Consider the following 20,539-nt stretch of genomic DNA (forward strand, 5'->3'; position numbering starts at 1 on the left):
GCGCTTCGGGGCTGCCTTTAGGCTGTACTCGCAGAATTTCCCCAGGCTTGCAGGAAGGCATACGTCGGTCATGGCGCAGCAGGACACCGATCAGCAGCACGCGGGCGTGCTCCCCGTGGACGACGAGGGCTTCGTCAACGACACCGAGGACACCGAGGAGCGTGAGAGCGCCTGGCGTGAGCGTGGCGCCTCGCGGCCGATCACGGTGGTCGGGAACCCGGTGCTGCACAAGGAGTGCAAGGACGTCACCGAGTTCGGCGACGAGCTGGACCAGCTCGTCGCGGACATGTTCGCCTCGCAGCGCACCGCCGAGGGCGTGGGGCTCGCCGCCAACCAGATCGGTGTCGACCTGAAGGTCTTCGTGTACGACTGCATGGACGACGAGGGCAAGCGCCACGTCGGAGTGGTCTGCAACCCCAAGGTCGTCGACCTGCCCGCCGACAAGCGCCGGCTGGACGACAGCAACGAGGGCTGCCTGTCGGTGCCGACCGCGTACGCGCCGCTGGCCCGCCCGGACTACGCCGAGGTGACCGGTCAGGACGAGAAGGGCAACCCGATCAAGGTGCGCGGCACCGGCTACTTCGCTCGGTGTTTGCAGCATGAGACCGACCACCTGTACGGGTACCTCTACATCGACCGGCTCTCCAAGCGCGAGCGCAAGGACGCGCTGCGGCAGATGGCCGAGAACGAGCCCCGCTACCCCGTGGTCGCCAACGACTGACGCCCCCCGGGCCTCACATCTCCCTTCCGTACGGCGTCTGTCCAGGGGTTTCCTCCTCCGGACAGGCGCCGTACGTCCGTCCCTCGCACGTTCGATCGCCTGTGCTCCTCCAGCGATCCGGACCGGTCGCGCAAGGGGGAGAATCCCAGCCCTGTGGGATAGCGAATGCAGCAAATCCGTTCCCAGAACGGTCAGTTGTGGTGCTGAATGGGAAGTGCGGGGATTCGCAACGGCGCACGCCCGGCACGGCGGGAGGGGTGTGCGTCAACTGGCGGCTGGAAGGGGTCTGTTCGTGCCTGCTTTCCCACACAGCACCACATCGACACCGACGGCGATCGCGGTTCCACCGGCACTTGCTCTTCCGGTGATCGAAGCAGCGTTTCCCAGGCAACTCCACCCGTATTGGCCCAGGCTCCAGGAGAAGACCCGAACCTGGCTGACGGAAAAACGGCTCATGCCGGCCGACAAGGTGAGCGAATATGCCGATGGCCTGTGCTATACCGACCTCATGGCGGGCTACTACCTGGGCGCCCCCGACGAGGTCCTCCAGGCGATAGCGGACTACAGCGCCTGGTTCTTCGTCTGGGACGACCGCCACGACCGCGACATCGTGCACGGCCGCCCGGCCGCCTGGCGGCAGCTCAGGTTCCGCTTGCACCGGGCCGTCGACTCCCCCCGGGACCATCTGCACCACGAGGATCCCCTGGTCGCCGGGTTCGCCGACAGCGTGGTGCGGTTGTACTCGTTCCTGCCCCGGACGTGGAACGTCCGCTTCGCCCGCCACTTCCACGAGGTGATCGAGGCGTACGACCGTGAATTCCGCAACCGCACCGAGGGGATCGTCCCGACGGTCGAGGAATACCTGGCGCTGCGGCGGCTCACCTTCGCGCACTGGATCTGGACCGATCTGCTGGAGCCGAGCGTCGGCCGTGAACTCCCGGCGCAGGTAATAAATCACCCCGCATATCGGCGGGCGGCACTGCTGAGTCAGGAATTCGCCGCCTGGTACAACGACCTCTGCTCACTTCCCAAGGAATTGGCGGGCGACGAGGTGCACAATCTCGGGATCAGTCTCATAAAACACGACGGGCTGACCCTGGAAGAGGCGATAGCGGAAGTCAGGCGGCGCGTGGAGGAATGCGTGACGGAATTCATCGTCGCCGAACGGGATGCCCTGCGGCTTTCCGACGATCTGGCCGACGGCACCGTGCGCGGAAAGGAACTGAGTGCCGCCGTCGAGGCCTGCGTCAGCAATATGCGGAACTGGTTCAGCACCGTCTACTGGTTCCACCACGAGTCCGGCCGGTACCGGGTCGACAGCTGGGACGACCCGTCCACACCCCCGTACGTCAACAACGAAGCGGCAGGTAAGTGATGACCGTCGAGTCTGTGAAGCCGGAGGCCTCTTCGGCTCCGGGGTTGCCTGAAGCACCCCTCGCGGGCGGAGGCGCCCTGGGCCTCGGCCACGGCTGGAAGCTGGTCCGCGACCCCCTGGGATTCCTGGCCCGGCTGCGCGACGACGGCGACCTGGTCCGGCTGCGGCTCGGACCGAAGACGGTGTACGCCGTCACCGCTCCGCATCTCGTCGGCGACATGCTGACCAGCCCCGGCTACGAGATCGGCGGACCGCTCTGGGACACCCTGGACGTGCTCCTGGGCAAGGGGGTCGCGACCAGCAACGGGCCGCTGCACCGGCGCCAACGGCAGACCATCCAGCCCTCGTTCCGCAAGGACGTCATCCACGAGTACGAGCGGGTCATGGTCGAGGAGTCGCTCGCCTTCGCCGCGCGCTGGCAGGCGGGGGACACCGTCGATGTCACCTCGGAGGCGTTCCGGGTGGGCGTGCGCATGACGGCCCGGTGCTTTCTGCAGATCGAGCACATCGACGATCTGGCCGAGCGGCTGAGCACCGCCCTCGCCACCGTGTTCGGCGGTATGTACCGGCGGATGATCCTCTCCTTCGGCCCCTTCTACCGGCTCCCGCTGCCCTCGCACCGGGAATTCGACCGGGCCTTGGCCGAATTGCATCTGCTGGCCGACGAGGTCATCGCGGAACGCCGGGCAGCCCCCGAGAAGCCCGACGATTTGCTCACCGCATTGCTGGAGGCAAAGGACGAGAACGGTGAACCGGTCAACGATCGGGAGGTGCACGATCAGGTCATAGCGATACTCACCCCGGGCAGCGAAACCGTGGGGTCCCAGTTGATGTGGATCTTGCAGTTGCTGGCGGAGCATCCGGAACACGCGGACCGGATGAGTGAGGAGGTGAAATCGGTCGTGGGCGACCGCGTGATCACATTCGGCGATCTCCACAAGCTCACCCACACGAACAATGTCGTCACCGAGGCGCTGCGCTTACGCCCCGCCGTCTGGATTCTGACCCGGAGGGCCATGGCCGAAACCGAGCTCGGCGGGTATCGCATTCCGGCCGGGGCGGACATCGTGTACAGCCCGCTCGCTCTCCAGCGAGACCCGCGGTCGTACGAGCAGCACCTCGACTTCGACCCCGACCGCTGGCTCCCGGGACACTCCGACGAGGTGCCGAAGTACGCCATGAGTCCCTTCAGCGCGGGCAACCGCAAATGCCCCGCGGACCACTTCTCGGTGGCCGAACTCGGCATCATCCTGGCGACCGTCATCCCCCGCTGGCGCTTCGAACGGCTCCCGGAGGCCGACGAGTCGACCCGGGTGGGCATCACCCTGCGGCCGAAGAGACTGCTGCTGAAGGCGGTGCCGCGGTGACCTCCGGGCCTTTGAAGGTGCGCCGGTAGGCGTTCGGGGTGGTCCCCACCGCCCGGACGAACTGGTGACGCAGCGCGGCCGCGTTGCCGAACCCTGTTCGACCGGCGATCGCGTCCACCGTCTCGTCCGTCGCCTCCAGCAACCGCTGGGCCAGCAGCACGCGTTGCCGCAGAATCCAGCGGTAGGGAGTCGTCCCCGTCTCCTGCTGGAAGCGGCGGGCGAAGGTGCGCGGTGACATGTGCGCGCGCTCGGCGAGCTGCTCGACGGTGACCTCCTCGTCGAGGTGCCGCTCCATCCACACCAGCACCTCGCCGACGGTGTCGCACTGCGACCGCGGCAACGGGCGCTCGATGTACTGGGCCTGCCCGCCCTCCCGGTGCGGCGGTACGACCATCCGCCGGGCGATCTTGTTGGCGACCTCGGGGCCCTGCTCCTTGCGCACGATGTGCAGACAGGCGTCGATCCCGGCGGCGGTGCCGGCCGAGGTGATCACCGGGTCGGCGTCCACGTACAGCACGTCGGGCTCGACGGTCAGCCGTGGGTAGGCCCGTGCCAGCCCGTCCGCGTGATACCAGTGCACGGCGCAGCTCCGGCCGTCGAGCAGTCCGGCCGCGGCGAGCACGAAGACGCCGGAGCAGACGCTGAGCACCCGCGCCCCGCGTTCCACAGCGCGCCGCAGGGCGTCCAGCATCTCCGGCGGGAAGGTCCGGGTCTCGTAGTGAGCCCCGGCCGGCACGGCGATCAGGTCGGCCGACTCCAGGCGCTCCAGGCCGTGCTCGAGCCGCATGGAGAAGCCCGCACGCGCGCTGAGCGTGGGGCCTTCGGCCGAGGCGACCGCGAAGTCGTACACGGGCAGGCCGTCGTCGCTTCGGTCGGTGCCGAAGACCTCGCAGATGACACCTAGTTCGAAAGGGTTCACGCCGTCGAGGACGACGGCGGCCACGTTGCTCAGCATGGTGCCAGTGTGTCGCGGAAGTGGCAGCAAGTCGAGGGTGTGCGGCAGTCCTGCCACTGTCGGTAAGGAGTCTCGGGCACGACAGTGGTGTCATGACTACCGCACCGACAGAAGGACTGATCGCCATGCTCACCGTCCTCGGAATCCTCGCCCTCCTGGTCCTCCCGTCAGCGGTCGGGATCCTGCGTGACAGGCGCATCGACCGTCAGATCAGGGAGGCCCAGGAGGCCCGCGAGGCGTACGAGGATCAGAAGTCCTCGTCCAGGTCCACGGTGCCCTCCACCGCGACCTGGTACGCCGACGGACGCCGCTCGAAGAAGTTGGTCAACTCCTGAACCCCTTGCAGCTCCATGAAGGAGAAGGGGTTCTCCGAGCCGTACAGCGGGGCGAAGCCGAGGCGCGTCAGGCGCTGGTCGGCGACGCACTCCAGGTACTGCCGCATCGAGTCGGTGTTCATGCCCGGGAGGCCGTCACCACACAGGTCGCGCGCGAACTGCAGCTCGGCCTCGACGGCCTCCCTCAGCATGTCGGTGACCTGCTGCTGAAGCTCGTCGTCGAACAGCTCCGGCTCCTCCTTGCGGACGGTGTCCACCACGTCGAAGGCGAAGCTCATGTGCATCGTCTCGTCGCGGAACACCCAGTTGGTGCCGGTGGCCAGGCCGTGCAGCAGGCCGCGGCTGCGGAACCAGTAGACGTACGCGAAGGCGCCGTAGAAGAACAGGCCCTCGATGCACGCGGCGAAGCAGATGAGGTTGAGCAGGAAGCGGCGCCGGTCGGCCTGGGTCTCCAGCCGGTCCAGCTTCTCGACCTCGTTGATCCACTTGAAGCAGAACCCGGCCTTCTCGCGGATGGACGGGATGTTCTCCACCGCGTCGAAGGCGGCGGCCCTGTCCTCCGGGTCGGGGAGGTAGGTGTCCAGCAGGGTCAGATAGAACTGGACGTGGACCGCTTCCTCGAACAGCTGCCGGGAGAGATACAGGCGCGCCTCGGGGGAGTTGATGTGCTTGTAGAGCGTCAGCACCAGGTTGTTCGCGACGATCGAGTCGCCCGTCGCGAAGAACGCGACCAGGCGGCCGATCAGGTGCTGCTCGGCCGGCGTCATCTTCGCGAGGTCGGCGACGTCCGAGTGGAGGTCCACCTCCTCGACGGTCCAGGTGTTCTTGATGGCGTCCCGGTAGCGCTCGTAGAAGTCGGGGTAGCGCATGGGGCGCAGGGTCAGCTCGAAGCCCGGGTCGAGCAGGTTCTTGAAAGCCGCGGCTTTGGAAGGTGCGGCCTCGGCAGGTGCGGCCTTGGTTTCGCTGGTCATTACTGGCAGGCCTCGCAGGACTCGGGGTTTTCCAGGGAGCAGGCGACGGCCTCGGGGTCGGCGGCCTGCTGTACGGGCACGGTGGCCCGGGCGGCGCGGGCGATCCGGGTCGCCGGACGCGAGCGCAGGTAGTACGTCGTCTTCAGGCCCGACTTCCAGGCGTACGCGTACATCGAGGAGAGCTTGCCGATGGTCGGCGTCTCCAGGAAGAGGTTCAGGGACTGGGACTGGTCCAGGAACGGGGTCCGGGCGGCGGCCATGTCGATCAGGCCGCGCTGCGGGATCTCCCACGCCGTGCGGTACAGCGCCCGTACGTCCTCGGGGATCCAGGTGAAGGCCTGCACCGAGCCGTTCTCCTCGCGCAGGGCCTCCCGGGTGCGCGCGTCCCAGACGCCGAGCTGCTTCAGGTCGTTCACCAGGTACGAGTTGACCTGGAGGAACTCACCGGACAGCGTCTCCCGCTTGAACAGGTTGGAGACCTGCGGCTCGATGCACTCGTACACGCCGGCGATCGACGCGATGGTGGCGGTGGGCGCGATGGCCAGCAGCAGGGAGTTGCGCAGGCCGGTGGCGGCGATCCGGGCGCGTAGGGCCGCCCAGCGCTCCGGCCAGGTGAGCTCGGTGTCGTAGTGGTCGGGGTGAAGGACACCCTTGGCGGTGCGGGTCTTCTCCCAGGCCGGCAGCGGGCCGTTGCGCTCGGCGAGGTCGGCTGAGGCCTCGTACGCGGCGAGCATGACGCGCTCGGCGAGACGGGTGGAGAGCGCCTTCGCCTCGGGCGAGTCGAAGGGCAGGCGCAGTTGGAAGAAGACGTCCTGCAGGCCCATCGCGCCGAGGCCTACCGGACGCCACTTGGCGTTGGAGCGGCCCGCCTGCTCGGTCGGGTAGAAGTTGATGTCGACGACCCGGTCCAGGAAGGTCACGGCGGTGCGGACGGTCTCGTCCAGCCGCTCCCAGTCGATGTCACCGTCCATGACGAAGGCGCCGAGATTGACCGAGCCCAGGTTGCAGACCGCCGTCTCGCCGTCGTCCGTGACCTCCAGGATCTCCGTGCAGAGGTTGGAGGAGTGGACCACATGACCCGGCTCGGCCGTCTGGTTGGCGGTGCGGTTGGCGGCGTCCTTGAAGGTCATCCAGCCGTTGCCGGTCTGGGCGAGGGTGCGCATCATGCGGCCGTACAGATCACGGGCGGGGATGGTCTTCTTCGCCAGGCCGTTCGCTTCCGCCCCGCGGTAGGCGGCGTCGAACTCCTCGCCCCACAGGTCGACCAGTTCGGGCACGTCGGCGGGGGAGAACAGCGACCACTGCGCGTCGGCGTTCACGCGGCGCATGAACTCGTCCGGGATCCAGTGCGCGAGGTTCAGGTTGTGCGTCCGGCGGGCGTCCTCGCCGGTGTTGTCCCGCAGCTCCAGGAACTCCTCGATGTCCGAGTGCCAGGTCTCCAGGTAGACCGCGGCCGCGCCCTTGCGCCGGCCGCCCTGGTTCACGGCGGCGACCGAGGCGTCGAGGGTCTTCAGGAACGGGACGATGCCGTTGGAGTGCCCGTTCGTGCCGCGGATCAGTGAACCCCGGGAGCGGATGCGGGAGTACGCGATGCCGATGCCGCCCGCGTGCTTCGAGAGCCGGGCCACCTGGTGGTAGCGGTCGTAGATGGAGTCCAGCTCGTCCTTGGGGGAGTCGAGGAGGTAGCAGGACGACATCTGGGGGTGCCGGGTGCCGGAGTTGAAGAGGGTGGGGGAGGAGGGGAGGTAGTCGAGGCGGCTCATGAGCTTGTAGAGCGCGGCTACTTCGTCGACGGCACGGTGGGTGTCGTCCTCGGCGAGGCCGGAGGCCACCCGGAGCATGAAGTGCTGGGGAGTCTCGATCACGCGGCGGGTGATCGGGTGCCTCAGGAGGTAGCGGCTGTGCAGGGTGCGCAGGCCGAAGTAGCCGAAGCGGTCGTCCCCTTGAGTGTCGACGAGGGTGTCGAGGCGGTCCGCGTGCAGGCGTACGAACTCGGCCGTACGGTCGGCGATCAGGCCTTCCCGGTGTCCGACGGCGACCGAGCCGGTGAAGGACGTGACGCCCTGGGACGCGGCCTCGGCGCGGATGCTGATCGCGAGCAGACGGGCGGCCAGCCGCGAGTAGACGGGGTCCTCGGAGATGAGGCCGGCGGCCGCCTCGGTGGCCAGCTCACGCAGCTCCGACTCGTCAGCCCGCGCGGAGCGCCCGCGCAGCGCGGCGGCGGCGACCCTGCCGGGGTCGGCGTCGGGGAGGTCGGCGGTCAGCTCGGCCAGGGTCCGCAGCAACGCGGTTCCGGGGCCGTCGGGTTCCACAGGAGCTGTCGCTGATACCGGATCGGCTGGCGCGATGGTCACGTGGGGGCTCTCCCTCGCTCGGCAGGGGGGCCTCACGGCGGGCAGGCGGGAGCACACGAGCGCACACGGCGTCGCGTCCACCGGCCCATTCCACGAGGCCCGGACGTCAAGCACCCGGGCCGGATGGCCGGGCGCACTGTCGGCAGGTCCTCGGACTGACTCTCATGAGCGCATTTGCACGCATGAGTACACCGTTGCGGGACAGTTCCGGATTCGCACCGGATTCCCCTGCGGCGACAGCGAGCATGAGCATACATCTTGTGCCGGGTGGAGACAGCACCCCCATATGTTGTGTCGCGTCCACTTCGGAGCGTGGCAGAGTGTCAACTCACAGCGTCAACTCGAAGGGTCGACTCACAGCGACAATTCGTAAGTGAGCAGCATGATGTCGTCCAGTTCCGGGATCGGGTTCCAGTCGCGCTCGGGGACCCGGACGAAGCCCAGACGTTCGTAGATGCGGTGGGCGGAGCGCATCGTCCGCTGGGTCGACAGGACTACTCGTACGCAGCCTTCCGTGGCCCTCGCCCGGTCTACGCAGGCCCGCACGAGCGCCTCACCGGCTCCGCGTCCGCGCGCCTCCCGGGCGACCGCGAGCATCCGTATCTCGGCCTCTCCGGGGCGGGCGATGTCGGCCATGGGCCCGCCGGACGGTACGAAGGTGACGCCGCCGAGGATCTGTTCGCCCTGTGTGGCCACCAGCACGTCCGCGGCGGCGGCGCGCTTGGCCACGTCTCTCAGTTCACCGAGGTACAGGTCGCTCTCGCCGAAGTCGAGGAGACCGTCCAGGAGGTAGGCGCGGGCGGTGATTTCACCGAGGGTGTCGTATTCGTCAGGGGCTGCTTGCCGGATCACGAGGTCCATGCCGGGAGTGTGCACCAAGGGCACGGCGAAGGGCCGCCGGGTTTCCTCCGGCGGCCCTTCAACGCGGCCCAGCCGCGGGCGGCGAAACCCCCCACCCTCAGCGCGCTGTTGCGGCGGCCCGGCAGGTGCGCGTACGCGAAAAGGGCCTGCCCGGCGGATCGCGCCGGACAGGCCCTTGTCGCGGTCGTCGCGTCAGTGCGCGGAGCCCGCCGTCGCCGGCGGCAGTTCCGTCTGGACGCCCCGGTCGCCCGCGTCGGCCGTGTAGTCCTGCGGGGACGTCTCGTCGATGCCGTCGGGGGCCTTGAGGGCCTTCAGGACGAAGGTGAGGACCACCGTGACCACGACGTTCAGGACGAACGCCGTCAGGCCGATGTAGCCGATCTCCCCGATGCCGGGGATCTCCTTCGCCGAGCCGCCGAAGTGCTTCTGCGTCGGCGAGGCGACCCCGTACGCGGCGACCGTGCCGTACACCATGCCGACCGCCCAGCCGGCCAGCAGTGCCCAGCGGTGGAACCAGCGGGTGAACAGGCCGCCGACCAGGGCCGGGAAGGTCTGCAGGATCCAGATGCCGCCGAGGAGCTGGAAGTTGATCGCGACCGTCTTGTCCATGGTCAGGACGAAGGCCAGGGCGCCCACCTTCACGAGCAGCGAGACCAGCTTGGAGACCCGCGTCTCCTCCTTCGGTGTCGCGTCCGGCTTGATGAAGTCCTTGTAGATGTTGCGGGTGAAGAGGTTCGCCGCGGCGATCGACATGATCGCCGCCGGGACCAGTGCGCCGATGCCGATCGCCGCGAAGGCCACGCCCGCGAACCAGTCCGGGAACATGTTCTCGAAGAGCTGCGGGATCGCCAGCTGGCCGTTGGTGACCTTGACCCCGGCCGCGATCGCCATGAAGCCCAGCAGCGCGAGCAGGCCCAGCATCAGCGAGTAAAGCGGCAGGATCGTGGTGTTGCGGCGGATCACCTCACGGCTGCGCGAGGACAGCGTCGCCGTGATCGAGTGCGGGTACATGAAGAGCGCCAGCGCGGAGCCCAACGCGAGCGTGGCGTACGTCCATTGGCCGGCCTCGGCCGGGACCAGGGCGCCGCGTGGCTTGCCCGTCGCCGGGTTGGTCTGGCTGAACGCCTCGCCCGCCTTGGCGAAGATGTCGTCGAAGCCGCCCAGCTTGATCGGGATGTAGATGATCGCCACCGCGATGACGATGTAGATCAGCGTGTCCTTGACGAAGGCGATGAGGGCGGGGGCGCGCAGGCCCGACGAGTACGTGTACGCCGCCAGCACACCGAACGCGATCAGCAGCGGCAGGTCCTTGACGAACCAGTTGGTGTCCTCGCCGCCGCCGACGCCCATCACGTCCAGCACCGCCTGGATGCCGACCAGTTGGAGCGCGATGTACGGCATCGTGGCGAGGATGCCGGTCACGGCCACCGCCAGCGAGAGCCCCTTCGAGCCGAAGCGACCGCGCACGAAGTCCGACGTGGTCACGTACCCGTGCTTGTGGGACACCGACCACAGGCGGGGCAGGAAGGTGAAGATCAGCGGGTACACCAGGATCGTGTAGGGCACCGCGAAGAAGCCGGCCGCGCCCGCCGCGTAGATCGCCGCCGGGACCGCCACGAAGGTGTAGGCCGTGTACAGGTCACCGCCGAGCAGGAACCAGGTGACCCAGGTGCCGAAGGAGCGTCCGCCCAGACCCCACTCGTCGAGGCTGTGCTCGTCGTCGGCCCTGCGCCAGCGCGCGGCGAGGAAGCCCATGACCGTGACGGCCAGGAAGAAGAAGATGAAGACGCCGAGTGCGACGCCGTTCACGCCGTCGTTCACTTCGACGCACCGCCCTGCTGGGTCGAGCGGGCGCGCTGGTCACGCTGCCACAGCTTGTAGGCGGTCACCGTCAGCGCGGTGGAGATCAGCACCCACGCCATCTGGTACCAGTAGAAGAACGGGATGCCGATGAACGCGGGGTCCGTCTTGGCGTACGAGCCCACCCACAGCATCGCCACGAAGGGCGCGACGAGGCAGACGGCGATGGCCACCCGTGCGGGTGTCACCACCGTTCTGCTCACTTCCGGATCGTTCGACATCGGGTGACTCCGTCCCCTCGCTGATCACCTGTGATCACCTGTGTAATGCGCAGGCAATCTAGGTCACGGTGTCGCAGATATGGAACCCCTCGTCCGCATACCGGTATGTGTCGGTTCCGTGTGGGCCGTCAACAGTGCGGGGCAACAGCGCAGCCGTCCGTAACGGCTGCCACCCAGGGGCGGTTGCGGTGCACCGCGTGTACTGCCGCGTTGTCAGTCCTGCGGGCGCTTCAGCCGTGCCACGAACTTGTAGCGGTCCCCGCGGTAGACGGACCGCACCCACTCCACCGGCTGGCTCGTCCGGTCCAGCGAGTGCCGGGACAGCATCAGCATGGGCAGGCCCACGTCGGTGCCCAGCAGGCCGGCCTCGCGCGGAGTGGCCAGCGAGGTCTCGATGGTCTCCTCGGCCTCGGCGAGATGGACGTCGTACACCTCGGCGAGCGCGGTGTAGAGGGACGTGTACTTGACGAGTGACCTGCGCAGGGCGGGGAAGCGCTTCGCGCTCAGGTGGGTCGTCTCGATGGCCATCGGCTCGCCGTTGGCCATGCGCAGGCGCTCGATGCGCAGCACCCGCCCGCCGGCCGTGATGTCGAGCAGACCGGCGAGCCGGTCGTCGGCGGTGATGTAGCCGATGTCCAGCAGCTGGGAGGTGGGTTCGAGGCCCTGGGCTCGCATGTCCTCGGTGTACGAGGTGAGTTGGAGGGCCTGCGAGACCTTCGGCTTGGCCACGAACGTGCCCTTGCCCTGGATGCGCTCCAGGCGTCCCTCGACGACCAGTTCCTGAAGGGCCTGGCGCACGGTGGTGCGCGAGGTGTCGAACTCGGCGGCCAGCGTGCGCTCGGGCGGCACGGGCGTGCCGGGCGACTGCGTCTCCGTCATGTCGAGCAGATGCTTCTTCAGGCGGTAGTACTTGGGCACGCGCGCGGTACGGACGGTAGCCCCACCCTCGTTCTCCGCACTGCTGACGTCGGTGCTCATGTTCTGCCTTCCCGGCTCCTGGTGGCCCACATCGTGGCACGGCCACGTGCGCGCGTTCTCCGCGCGCTCCGTGATCCCTTCTGTATACCTGCACGGACCCTGCTGGTCTAGTCCACCGCGCAGGCTCGTGGGGTACGCGAAGTGGTCTACCCGATTCGCCCGCTCAGCGGGCCGGTTTTCGAGGGCTTCTTACTTAAAGGTTCCTGCATATGTAGGTCGCATAACGGCTGGTGAGAGCGGACTCGTACACCCTTGACAGCCCTATTGGTCTGAGCCAAGCTCTGCCCACTGGTCTACACCACTGGTCCAGGTCCTGGCCCATGGGCTACGTGGGAGCAGGGGGGTTTGTGGGCATCCCTGAGGAGGGTGGCGTGAAGCGCAAGCTGATAGCCGCGATCGGTATCGCGGGCATGATGGTCTCCATCGCGGCGTGCGGGGACGACAGTGGCAGCGGGAGCTCGGACAAGAGCGGCGCGGACGCCAAGGAACTGACCGTCTGGCTCACCGTCGACGCGCAGAACAACTGGCCGCAGCTGGTCAAGTCCGCCGACGCCGCGGTCACGAAGGCGCACCCCGGCATCAAGATCAACCACGAGTACTACGGCTGGCCCGACAAGAACACCAAGCTCGACGCCGTTCTCGCCACCGACAAGGCCCCCGACGTCGTCGAGATGGGCAACACCGAGATGCTCGGTTACATGGTCAAGGGCGCCTTCGCCCCCCTCGACCCGGCCAAGTTCGACAAGTCCTCCGCCTGGCTGGACGGCCTCAAGGCCTCGGTGACGTACCAGGACAAGACGTACGGCGTTCCCTACTACGCCGGCGGCCGCGTCGCCAACTGGCGCAAGGACCTGTTCGCTTCGGTCGGCGTCAAGTCCACCCCGAAGACGTACGCCGAGCTGACCTCCGCCCTGAACAAGGTGCAGAAGAAGGAGGGCGACAAGTTCAGCGCCTGGTACCAGCCCACCCGTGACTGGTATGCGGCCATGTCCTTCGTCTACGACGCCGGCGGCTCCATCGCCGCCGAGTCGGGCGGCCAGTGGAAGGGCACCCTGTCCTCGCCGGAGTCCGTCAAGGGCCTCACCGAGTTCAAGAACGTCGTCGACAAGTACATGCACGGCGACAAGACCAAGGACGAGTCCGACCGTTACATCGTCTACGGCCAGGGCAAGTCCGGCATGATCTTCGGCGCGGCCTGGGAGGGCGCGACCTCCGAGACGCCGGAGAACGACAAGACCGGCAAGCTCAAGGGCAACCTCCAGAACTTCGTGATGCCGGGCCCGTCCGGCAAGAACCTCCCCGTCTTCCTGGGCGGTTCGGACCTCGCCGTCCCGGTGAAGTCGAAGGCGCAGGCCGTCGCCGCCGAGTGGATCAACGCGTTCACCGGTCCCGCCGGCCAGAAGGGCCTGATCGCCAAGGGCAACCTGCCCAACAACAAGACCGACCTCGCCACGCTCAAGAAGGACCCGGCGACGGCGGTTCCGGCCACAGCGGCCGAGTCCAACTGGTTCGTCCCGATGGCACCGGGCTGGGGCCAGGTCGAGAAGGCCCAGATCCTGCAGACCATGCTGCAGGAGATCGGCACCGGCAAGAAGTCGGTCGAGGCGGCCGCGAAGGAAGCGGACGCCGCGATCGACAAGGTCATCAACACCAAATGACCGCTGGTGGGGCCCCGTCGCAACCGGCGGGGCCCCACCTCTCGTACGGCTCCGCGGGCCTGGTCCTCGCGCGAGCGTGCGGGACTTCCCTTCGTACGACCTGAGGGACCGCTGAGGAGCGCACGATGAGTGCCGACACGACCACCCCTGCCAAGGCGCCGCCGCGGAAGGCACCGCCACCGCCGTCCGAGGCGACCAAGCCACCCAGAGCACGGCCTTCCGGCGGAGCGGGTACCCCCTGGCTGCTGCTCGCCCCCTGCCTGCTGATCCTGGGGCTGGTCCTCGGCTATCCGCTGGTCCGCCTGGTCACCCTCTCCTTCCAGAAGTTCGGGCAGTCCCAGCTGTGGGGCTTCCAGCCGGCCGAGTCGGTCGGTTTCGACAACTTCACCAAGGTGCTGGGGGACGGGGAGTTCTGGGCGGTCGTCGTCCGGACGATCGTCTTCGCGGCCGGCTCCGTCATCTTCACCATGGCCGCCGGCATGCTCATCGCCCTGCTGCTCCAGCGGGTCTCCGGCTGGGTGAAGACGCTGGTCAACATCGCGCTGGTGGCCAGCTGGGGCATGCCGATCATCGTGGCCACCACGGTCTTCAAATGGCTGTTCGACGCGGACTACGGCATCCTCAACGCGCTGCTCAGCAAGCTGCCCGGTGTGGAGATGATCGGCCACAACTGGTTCGCCAGCGGGCCTCAGGGCCTGGCCGTGATCATGCTGCTGGTGGTCTGGGGGGCCATCCCCTTCGTCGTGATCACGTTGAGTGCGGGACTCACCCAGGTCCCGAAGGAACTGGAGGAGGCGGCCCGTCTGGACGGTGCGGGCGCCTGGGGCGTCTTCCGCCATGTCACCCTGCCCATCCTCAAGCCGATCATCGTGATGCTCACGACCCTGTCGGTCATCTGGGACATGGGCGTCTTCCCACAGGTCTTCGTGATGCGCAACGGCCACCCGGAGGCCGAGTTCCAACTCCTCACCACCTATTCGTACGACCGCGCCTTCGTGGTCAACGACTACGGCCAGGGCTCGGCGATCGCCCTGCTCACCGTGCTGTTGCTGCTCGGTGTCGTCGCCGTCTACATGCGCCAGATGCTGAAGATCGGAGAGGTCGAATGAGTACGCTGACGACTCCTGGGCCCGCTCCCGTGCGCCGGAAGTCGAAGGCCGGCTGGAACCTCCTCGGCCTCCTCGTCTTCGTCACCGCGGGCTTCCCCGTCTACTGGATGCTGAACACGGCGTTCAAGCCGGCCAAGGACGCCATCGACCCGGACCCGAGCCTGCTGCCGACAGGACTGACCCTGTCCAACTTCAGCCGCGCGCTCGACATCGCGGACTTCTGGGGCCCGGTCGGCCGCAGCCTGATCGTGTCGCTCGCCGTGGTCGCGATCGGCATGGTTGTCGGCATGCTGGCCGCTCTCGCCATCTCCCGGTTCGCCTTCCGCGGCCGCAAGATCGTGATCGTGGGCATCCTCGCGGTCCAGATGGTCCCGCTGGTCGCCATGATCATCCCGGTGTTCCTGCTGCTCAACGACCTGGACCAGTACGACAAGCTCTCCGGCCTGATCATCACCTACCTGACCTTCATCCTCCCCTTCACGGTGTGGACGCTGCGCGGCTTCATCGTCAACATCCCGCGGGAACTGGAGGAGGCGGCGATGGTCGACGGCTGCTCCCGCACCGGCGCCTTCGTCCGGATCGTCCTTCCGCTGCTGGCCCCCGGCATGGTCGCCACATCCGTGTACGGCTTCGTCCTGTCATGGAACGAGTACATCTACGCCCTCATGCTGCTCAGCCAGAAGAACCAGACCGCGACCGTCTGGCTCGGCAACTTCACCACCAAGCACGGCACCGAATACGCTCCGATGATGGCCGGATCCACCATGATGGCCGTGCCGATCGTGGTCCTCTTCCTCCTCGTTCAGCGCAAGATGGCCGCGGGTCTGACCGCCGGCGCCGTGAAGGGATGACGCCCCGATGACGACTATCGCGAGCGGTACGGACACCCTGACGCGAGATGCCCTCACCGTCCTCCAGCCAGGCTTCACGGGCACCACAGCCCCCGACTGGCTGCTGCGTCGCCTCGGCGAGGGCCTCGCCTCGGTCGGCCTGTTCGGACGCAACATCGCCTCCCCCGATCAACTGGCCGCCCTCACCGCCCAGTTGCGCGCCGAACGCGACGACGTGCTGGTCGCGATCGACGAGGAGGGCGGAGACGTCACGCGCCTGGAGGTGCGCACGGGCTCCAGCTTCCCCGGCAACCACGCGCTGGGTGCGGTGGACGACGTGGAGCTGACCCGGGAGGTGGCTCTCGAACTCGGCCGTCGCCTCGCGGCCTGCGGCGTGAACTTCAACTGGGCACCCTCGGCCGACGTGAACTCGAACCCGGGCAACCCGGTGATCGGCGTGCGTTCCTTCGGCGCCGCCCCCGACCTGGTCGCCCGGCACACCGCCGCCTATGTCACCGGCCTCCAGTCCGCCGGAGTCGCCGCCTGCACCAAGCACTTCCCGGGGCACGGCGACACGGCGATCGACTCCCACCACGCGCTGCCGCGCATCGACGCGGACGGTTCCGTGCTGCACGACCGTGAACTCACCCCGTTCCGCGCGGCGATCGCCGCCGGCACCCGGGCGGTGATGACCGCTCACATCCTGGTCCCGGCCCTGGACCCGGAACGTCCCGCCACCTTGTCCCGGCGGGTCCTCACCGGCCTGCTGCGCGGCGAACTCGGCTACGACGGCCTGATCGTCACCGACGGCATGGAGATGCGGGCCATCGCCGGCACCTACGGCATCGAACGCGGCAGTGTTCTCGCCCTCGCGGCCGGCGTCGACGCCATCTGCGTGGGCGGCGGCCTGGCCGACGACGAGACGGTACGCCGCCTGCGCGACGCCCTCGTCACCGCAGTCCGCTCCGGCGAACTCCCCGAGGAGCGCCTGGCGGACGCGGCGGATCGCGTCCGGACCCTGGCCCGCTGGGCGGCGTCGACGAGGGGCCGGGGGAACGAGACGGGGGCCTCCCCGGTCGCGTGGTCCTCCCAGGCCTCCTGGACCTCCCCGGCCGCGTCGGCTCTTCCCTCTTCTCCTGTCTCGCAAGGCTCTCCGACCTCCCTTACCTCTTCTGCTTCTCCGGTCCCGGCGTCCCCCGCCGTCGACGACGTCGGTCTCCGCGCCGCCCGCCGTGCCCTGCGCCTCACCGGGGCTGAGAACTTCACCCCGCTCACCGAGCCCCCGTATGTCGCCGCGCTCACTCCGGTGGCCAACATCGCCGTGGGCGACGAGACCCCCTGGGGCGTTGCCGCGGAGCTGGCCCGTCTGCTCCCAGGCACGCAGACGGGAACCTTCACCGACGAGCACGCCGGTCCGGCCGCCCTGGAGGCGGCGGGCGGACGCCGCATCGTGGCCGTCGTCCGCGACGAACACCGTCATCCCTGGATGGCCGCCGCCCTCGGCACCCTGCTGGCCGCCCGCCCCGACACGATCGTCGTCGAGATGGGTCTGCCTCAGGCAGCCCCCCGAGGCGCCCTCCACATCGCCACCCACGGCGCGGCCCGCGTCTGCGGCCGAGCGGCGGCGGAGGTCGTCGCAGGGGTGTAGCCGCACATGTCACGCTCACCGTGGCCATCGGGGGACTGATCACCCACTTCAGCCTCGCGAAGGCGGAGCAGATGTGGACCGTCGTCGTGATGGCCGTGCTGATGCTGCCCTGGATGGTGGCGACGGGAGCGGTCAACGGTGCCACCCGAGGCCCGCTGGAACTGCGCGAACGTGCCTTGGACGAGCGGCAGTCGGCCGAACGCAGCCGGGTTCTTGCCCGGGCCCACCGGATCGCCATCCTGCTGCTGGTCCTGGCCGCCGCAGGCCTCCTCGCGGCGAGTGCCGCCGAGGGCGACGCACCCAGGGCCTACGCGTCGCCCGTCCTCATGGCCGTCCTTGTCGTCCACTGGCTGATGCCGCTGTGGGTGGCCGGCCTGACCGCTCAGGACGACCCGACCGAGGACGACGGACCTGCGGCGCCCTGAGGACGTGTGGGACGAGACTCCCGCGGGTCCAAGGTCCGGTGATGTGACGTGCCGGGTCCAGGACCTCCGATCCGCCTAGATCCCCTGCCAGTCCGGCTTGTTGGCGAACGTGTGCCGGAAGTAGTCCGCCAGCTTCAACTTGGACGCGGCGGCGTCGTCGACCACGACCGTGGCGTGCGGGTGGAGCTGGAGTGCGGAGGCGGGGCACACCGCCGCGACCGGCCCCTCCACGGTCGCCGCGACCGCGTCGGCCTTGCCCTCGCCGGTCGCGAGAAGCACCAGGTGCCGTGCCTCCAGTATGGTCCCGATGCCCTGGGTGATCACATGGTGCGGGACCTGTTCGATGTCGCCGTCGAAGAAGCGAGCGTTGTCCACCCGCGTCTGCTCGGTCAGCGTCTTGATCCGGGTCCGGGAGGCCAGCGACGAGCACGGCTCGTTGAACCCGATGTGACCGTCGGTCCCGATCCCCAGCAGCTGGAGGTCCACCCCGCCGGCCTCGGCCAGAGCCCTGTCATACGCCTCGCACGCCCCCTGCACATCCTCCGCGGTGCCGTCGGGCCCCATGAACGCGCCCATCCCGACCCCGAGCGGCTCCAGAACCTCGCGCCGCAGCACGGACCGGTACGACTCCGGATGCTCGGCGGGCAGCCCCACGTATTCGTCGAGCTGAGCGATCCGGGCCCGCGAGGCGTCCACGGCGCCGGAGTGCACCTTTGCCGCCAGCGCCTCGTAGATGGGCAGCGGTGTCGAACCGGTGGCCACGCCGAGCAGGGCGGCGGGCTTGTTCCGGAGCAGCTGTGCCATGGCCTCGGCGATGAGCTCGCCGCCTGACTTGCCGTCGGGGACGATGACAACTTCCACGCTGGGCCTGCCGATCTGAAGAGACGGTCTGAACAGAGGGGACTCGACGGGGGCCCGGGAGGGGCCTGTGTGGTTTAGACCAATCTAACAGAGTCGATCCCTCCGGCCCAGGGCGGCGGAGAGCGGCCCGCGGAGCCTCGCATCGGGGGCCGCTGCCCGTGGAGCCCCAGCCCGGCTAGGTCAGTGAACCCCCGGTCGCATCCACCCAGCTGCCCGTGACCCACCGGCCTCCGTCCGACGCCAGGAACGCCACCACCTCCGCGACGTCGACCGCCTCTCCCACCCTGCCCAGTGCCGATATAGCCGCCGCCTCGGCCCAGGCGTCCTCGCTGCTGTGCAGCAACTCGTAGGTGTTGTCGGTGGCGATGATCCCCGGCGCCACCGAGTTCACCGTGATGTTCCGGGGGCCCAGCACCTTGGAGAGGTCGCGGGAGAGGACATCCAGCGCGCCCTTCGTCATCGCGTACGCCATGTTGTTCGGCATCACCGCGGTCCGGGAGAGCCCGGACGAGATATTGATGACCCGCCCGCCGTCGCGCAGGCGGCTCATGCCGTGCTTGACGAGGAAGAACGGCGCCTTCACATTGACCGCGAAGACTCGGTCGTACTCCTCCTCCCCGATCTCCTCGATCGGCGGGGTATTCCCGATGCCGGCGTTGTTCACCAGGATGTCCAGCCCGTCCGCGTGCCGGTCGAACTCCTCCCACAGTGCCTCCGCGTCACCCGGCAGCCCCAGTTCCGCGCCGAGCGCGAAGGCCGAGCCGCCCGCCGCCTCGATGGCGTCGACTGTCTCCTTCGCCGCCGTCTCGTTCCTCCCGTAGTGCACCGCGACCCGGGCACCCTCGCGCCCCAGCCGCTCGGCGATCCCCCGTCCGATACCCCTGCTCGCCCCGGTGGCCAGAGCCGTCCTGCCCGCAAGCACGCCCATGTCGGCGCCCCCTTCATTTCTCTAGCGGTCGCTACAGAAAAACCGTACAACACCCGCCGGTTATTTCTCTAGCACCCGCTATACAATTCACTCCATGGTGAGCAGCGAGGACACGAAGCCGAAGGTCGGACCGGCATCGAAGCCGCGTGGCCGCCCCCGCTCCTTCGATCGCGAGACCGCGCTGGAGAAGGCGCTCCTGGCCTTCTGGGAGCACGGCTACGAGGCCACGTCCGTCTCCGACCTCACCCGCGTGATGGACATCGGCGCCCCGAGCCTCTACGCGGCCTTCGGCGACAAGCGCTCGCTGTTCGAGGAGGTCGTCCGGGAGTACGGCACCAGGTACGGCTCCTTCGGTGACCGCGCCCTCGCCGAGGAGCCGTCGGCCCGCGCCGCAGTCGAGCGCACCCTGCGCGAGGCCGCCGCCGAGTACACCGACCCCGCCCATCCTTTTGGCTGCCTCGTCATCCACGCGGCCACGAACTGCACGACCCGCGAGGTGGAGGAGCCCCTGCGCGAGCGGCGCAACGCCAACATCGCCGCGTTCGAGAGCCGCGTCAGAGCCGACATCGACGCGGGCGCCCTGCCGGCCGGAACGGACGCCGCCGCCCTCGCCCGGCACATCGGCGCGATGATCCAGGGCATGTCCCAGCAGGCACGGGACGGCGCGAGCCGGGCGGAGTTGGAAGCGCTGGTGGAAATTGCCATGACTGTCTGGCCCCGCACATGAACCCACGCGCGTTAGGCTGCGTGGTGGTTGCCAGACGTCCGAACCGGTTCCGACTGGTGCGGACCCGGCAGGGAAAAGTCCCAACAACAAACAGCCTCCAACGCATGGACACACGTAGTGGTCTAGTCCACAATGCGTAGAGACAACTGAAAACGAACAGACTTCCGTCCTCCCCGCACAGGAGGACGGGACCGAGGAACCGGAGCTCTCTGCCCTGACTGCCCCGGATCCTCATCCTTCGGCCGACCGGGACCGCACACCCCACGGCCGATATTGCTCCGGGCTGCGGTGCCGGGAGGGCTGAGGGTCCCTCCCAGGCGCCGCGGCCCGCGGGTGTTTCCGGGGCCTGCGACGG

19 protein-coding genes and 1 riboswitch are annotated in these 20,539 nt (G+C 68.5%); of the genes, 10 read left to right on the forward strand and 9 right to left on the reverse strand.

The window, feature by feature from the left end:
* The first annotated feature begins 70 nt into the window (after window positions 1-70).
* The 3 genes from def to OHA64_RS31985 all read left to right on the forward strand — a co-directional run bounded on the left by def (window position 71) and on the right by OHA64_RS31985 (window position 3,463).
* Window positions 71-721: a peptide deformylase gene (gene def, locus OHA64_RS31975; RefSeq protein ID WP_405618992.1), complete on the forward strand. Its 651-nt coding sequence runs from the start codon at window positions 71-73 to the stop codon at window positions 719-721.
* Window positions 722-1,013: 292 nt separating this feature from the next.
* The gene (gene cyc1 / locus OHA64_RS31980; RefSeq protein WP_405618994.1) at window positions 1,014-2,096 is read left to right on the forward strand and encodes an epi-isozizaene synthase; all 1,083 of its coding nucleotides are present in this window, start codon (window positions 1,014-1,016) and stop codon (window positions 2,094-2,096) included.
* Window positions 2,096-3,463 (forward strand): cytochrome P450, encoded by a 1,368-nt coding sequence (locus OHA64_RS31985; protein WP_405618996.1) that lies wholly within the window; start codon window positions 2,096-2,098, stop codon window positions 3,461-3,463. Before cyc1 ends, OHA64_RS31985 begins: the two co-directional genes overlap by 1 nt.
* On the opposite strand, the gene OHA64_RS31990 is transcribed toward OHA64_RS31985, so the two are convergent.
* On the reverse strand, window positions 3,417-4,418 hold the full coding sequence (locus tag OHA64_RS31990; protein ID WP_405618998.1) for a GlxA family transcriptional regulator: 1,002 nt from the start codon (window positions 4,416-4,418) through the stop codon (window positions 3,417-3,419). The two genes, OHA64_RS31985 and OHA64_RS31990, sit on opposite strands and share 47 nt — an antisense overlap.
* A gap of 92 nt (window positions 4,419-4,510) precedes the next feature.
* Here OHA64_RS31990 and OHA64_RS31995 point away from each other — a divergent pair, with 92 nt between their 5' ends.
* Window positions 4,511-4,753, forward strand: a complete 243-nt coding sequence (locus tag OHA64_RS31995; protein WP_405619000.1) for a hypothetical protein — start codon at window positions 4,511-4,513, stop codon at window positions 4,751-4,753.
* Here the strand turns inward: OHA64_RS31995 and OHA64_RS32000 are convergent.
* From OHA64_RS32000 to OHA64_RS32025, 6 genes are all read right to left on the reverse strand, one after another.
* A complete protein-coding gene (locus OHA64_RS32000) occupies window positions 4,666-5,724 on the reverse strand; it encodes a ribonucleotide-diphosphate reductase subunit beta (RefSeq protein WP_405619001.1) in 1,059 nt (352 codons plus the stop codon). The two genes, OHA64_RS31995 and OHA64_RS32000, sit on opposite strands and share 88 nt — an antisense overlap.
* The gene (locus OHA64_RS32005) at window positions 5,724-8,078 is read right to left on the reverse strand and encodes a ribonucleoside-diphosphate reductase subunit alpha (protein ID WP_405619003.1); all 2,355 of its coding nucleotides are present in this window, start codon (window positions 8,076-8,078) and stop codon (window positions 5,724-5,726) included. Before OHA64_RS32005 ends, OHA64_RS32000 begins: the two co-directional genes overlap by 1 nt.
* Window positions 8,079-8,223: 145 nt before the next feature.
* A riboswitch (cobalamin riboswitch) is annotated at window positions 8,224-8,306 on the reverse strand.
* Between the two features lie 126 nt (window positions 8,307-8,432).
* Window positions 8,433-8,939, reverse strand: coding sequence for a GNAT family N-acetyltransferase (locus OHA64_RS32010; RefSeq protein ID WP_405619005.1), 507 nt, complete (start codon window positions 8,937-8,939; stop codon window positions 8,433-8,435).
* Window positions 8,940-9,131: 192 nt separating this feature from the next.
* Window positions 9,132-10,760, reverse strand: a complete 1,629-nt coding sequence (gene mctP / locus OHA64_RS32015) for a monocarboxylate uptake permease MctP (RefSeq protein ID WP_405619007.1) — start codon at window positions 10,758-10,760, stop codon at window positions 9,132-9,134.
* The gene (locus OHA64_RS32020) at window positions 10,757-11,020 is read right to left on the reverse strand and encodes a DUF3311 domain-containing protein (protein WP_405619009.1); all 264 of its coding nucleotides are present in this window, start codon (window positions 11,018-11,020) and stop codon (window positions 10,757-10,759) included. Before OHA64_RS32020 ends, mctP begins: the two co-directional genes overlap by 4 nt.
* 213 nt (window positions 11,021-11,233) lie before the next feature.
* Entirely contained in the window at window positions 11,234-11,998 is a 765-nt protein-coding gene (locus tag OHA64_RS32025) for a GntR family transcriptional regulator (RefSeq protein ID WP_405619011.1), read from the reverse strand.
* Window positions 11,999-12,369: 371 nt separating this feature from the next.
* Between OHA64_RS32025 and OHA64_RS32030 the strand changes: the two genes are divergently transcribed.
* The 5 genes from OHA64_RS32030 to OHA64_RS32050 all read left to right on the forward strand — a co-directional run bounded on the left by OHA64_RS32030 (window position 12,370) and on the right by OHA64_RS32050 (window position 17,668).
* On the forward strand, window positions 12,370-13,656 hold the full coding sequence (locus tag OHA64_RS32030) for an extracellular solute-binding protein (protein ID WP_405619013.1): 1,287 nt from the start codon (window positions 12,370-12,372) through the stop codon (window positions 13,654-13,656).
* Window positions 13,657-13,781: 125 nt separating this feature from the next.
* Window positions 13,782-14,765 (forward strand): carbohydrate ABC transporter permease, encoded by a 984-nt coding sequence (locus OHA64_RS32035; protein WP_405619015.1) that lies wholly within the window; start codon window positions 13,782-13,784, stop codon window positions 14,763-14,765.
* Window positions 14,762-15,616 (forward strand): carbohydrate ABC transporter permease, encoded by an 855-nt coding sequence (locus tag OHA64_RS32040; RefSeq protein WP_405619017.1) that lies wholly within the window; start codon window positions 14,762-14,764, stop codon window positions 15,614-15,616. Before OHA64_RS32035 ends, OHA64_RS32040 begins: the two co-directional genes overlap by 4 nt.
* 7 nt (window positions 15,617-15,623) lie before the next feature.
* Entirely contained in the window at window positions 15,624-17,243 is a 1,620-nt protein-coding gene (locus OHA64_RS32045; protein ID WP_405619019.1) for a glycoside hydrolase family 3 protein, read from the forward strand.
* A 20-nt stretch (window positions 17,244-17,263) separates the two neighbouring features.
* A complete protein-coding gene (locus OHA64_RS32050) occupies window positions 17,264-17,668 on the forward strand; it encodes a hypothetical protein (RefSeq protein WP_405619021.1) in 405 nt (134 codons plus the stop codon).
* Window positions 17,669-17,743: 75 nt separating this feature from the next.
* Here OHA64_RS32050 and nagB read toward each other — a convergent pair whose 3' ends face one another.
* Together nagB and OHA64_RS32060 are read right to left on the reverse strand one after the other, a co-directional pair.
* Window positions 17,744-18,529 carry a glucosamine-6-phosphate deaminase gene (gene nagB, locus OHA64_RS32055; protein WP_405619023.1) on the reverse strand — a complete coding sequence of 262 codons (786 nt, stop codon included), beginning with the start codon at window positions 18,527-18,529 and terminating at the stop codon, window positions 17,744-17,746.
* A 175-nt stretch (window positions 18,530-18,704) separates the two neighbouring features.
* A complete protein-coding gene (locus tag OHA64_RS32060) occupies window positions 18,705-19,457 on the reverse strand; it encodes an SDR family oxidoreductase (protein ID WP_405619025.1) in 753 nt (250 codons plus the stop codon).
* 94 nt (window positions 19,458-19,551) lie between these two features.
* On the opposite strand from OHA64_RS32060, the gene OHA64_RS32065 reads away from it, so the two are divergent.
* Window positions 19,552-20,184 carry a TetR/AcrR family transcriptional regulator gene (locus OHA64_RS32065; protein WP_405619027.1) on the forward strand — a complete coding sequence of 211 codons (633 nt, stop codon included), beginning with the start codon at window positions 19,552-19,554 and terminating at the stop codon, window positions 20,182-20,184.
* The last annotated feature ends 355 nt before the right edge of the window (window positions 20,185-20,539 follow it).

Origin of the sequence: Streptomyces sp. NBC_00076 (assembly GCF_045041235.1) — a bacterium.
GTDB lineage: Bacteria > Actinomycetota > Actinomycetes > Streptomycetales > Streptomycetaceae > Streptomyces.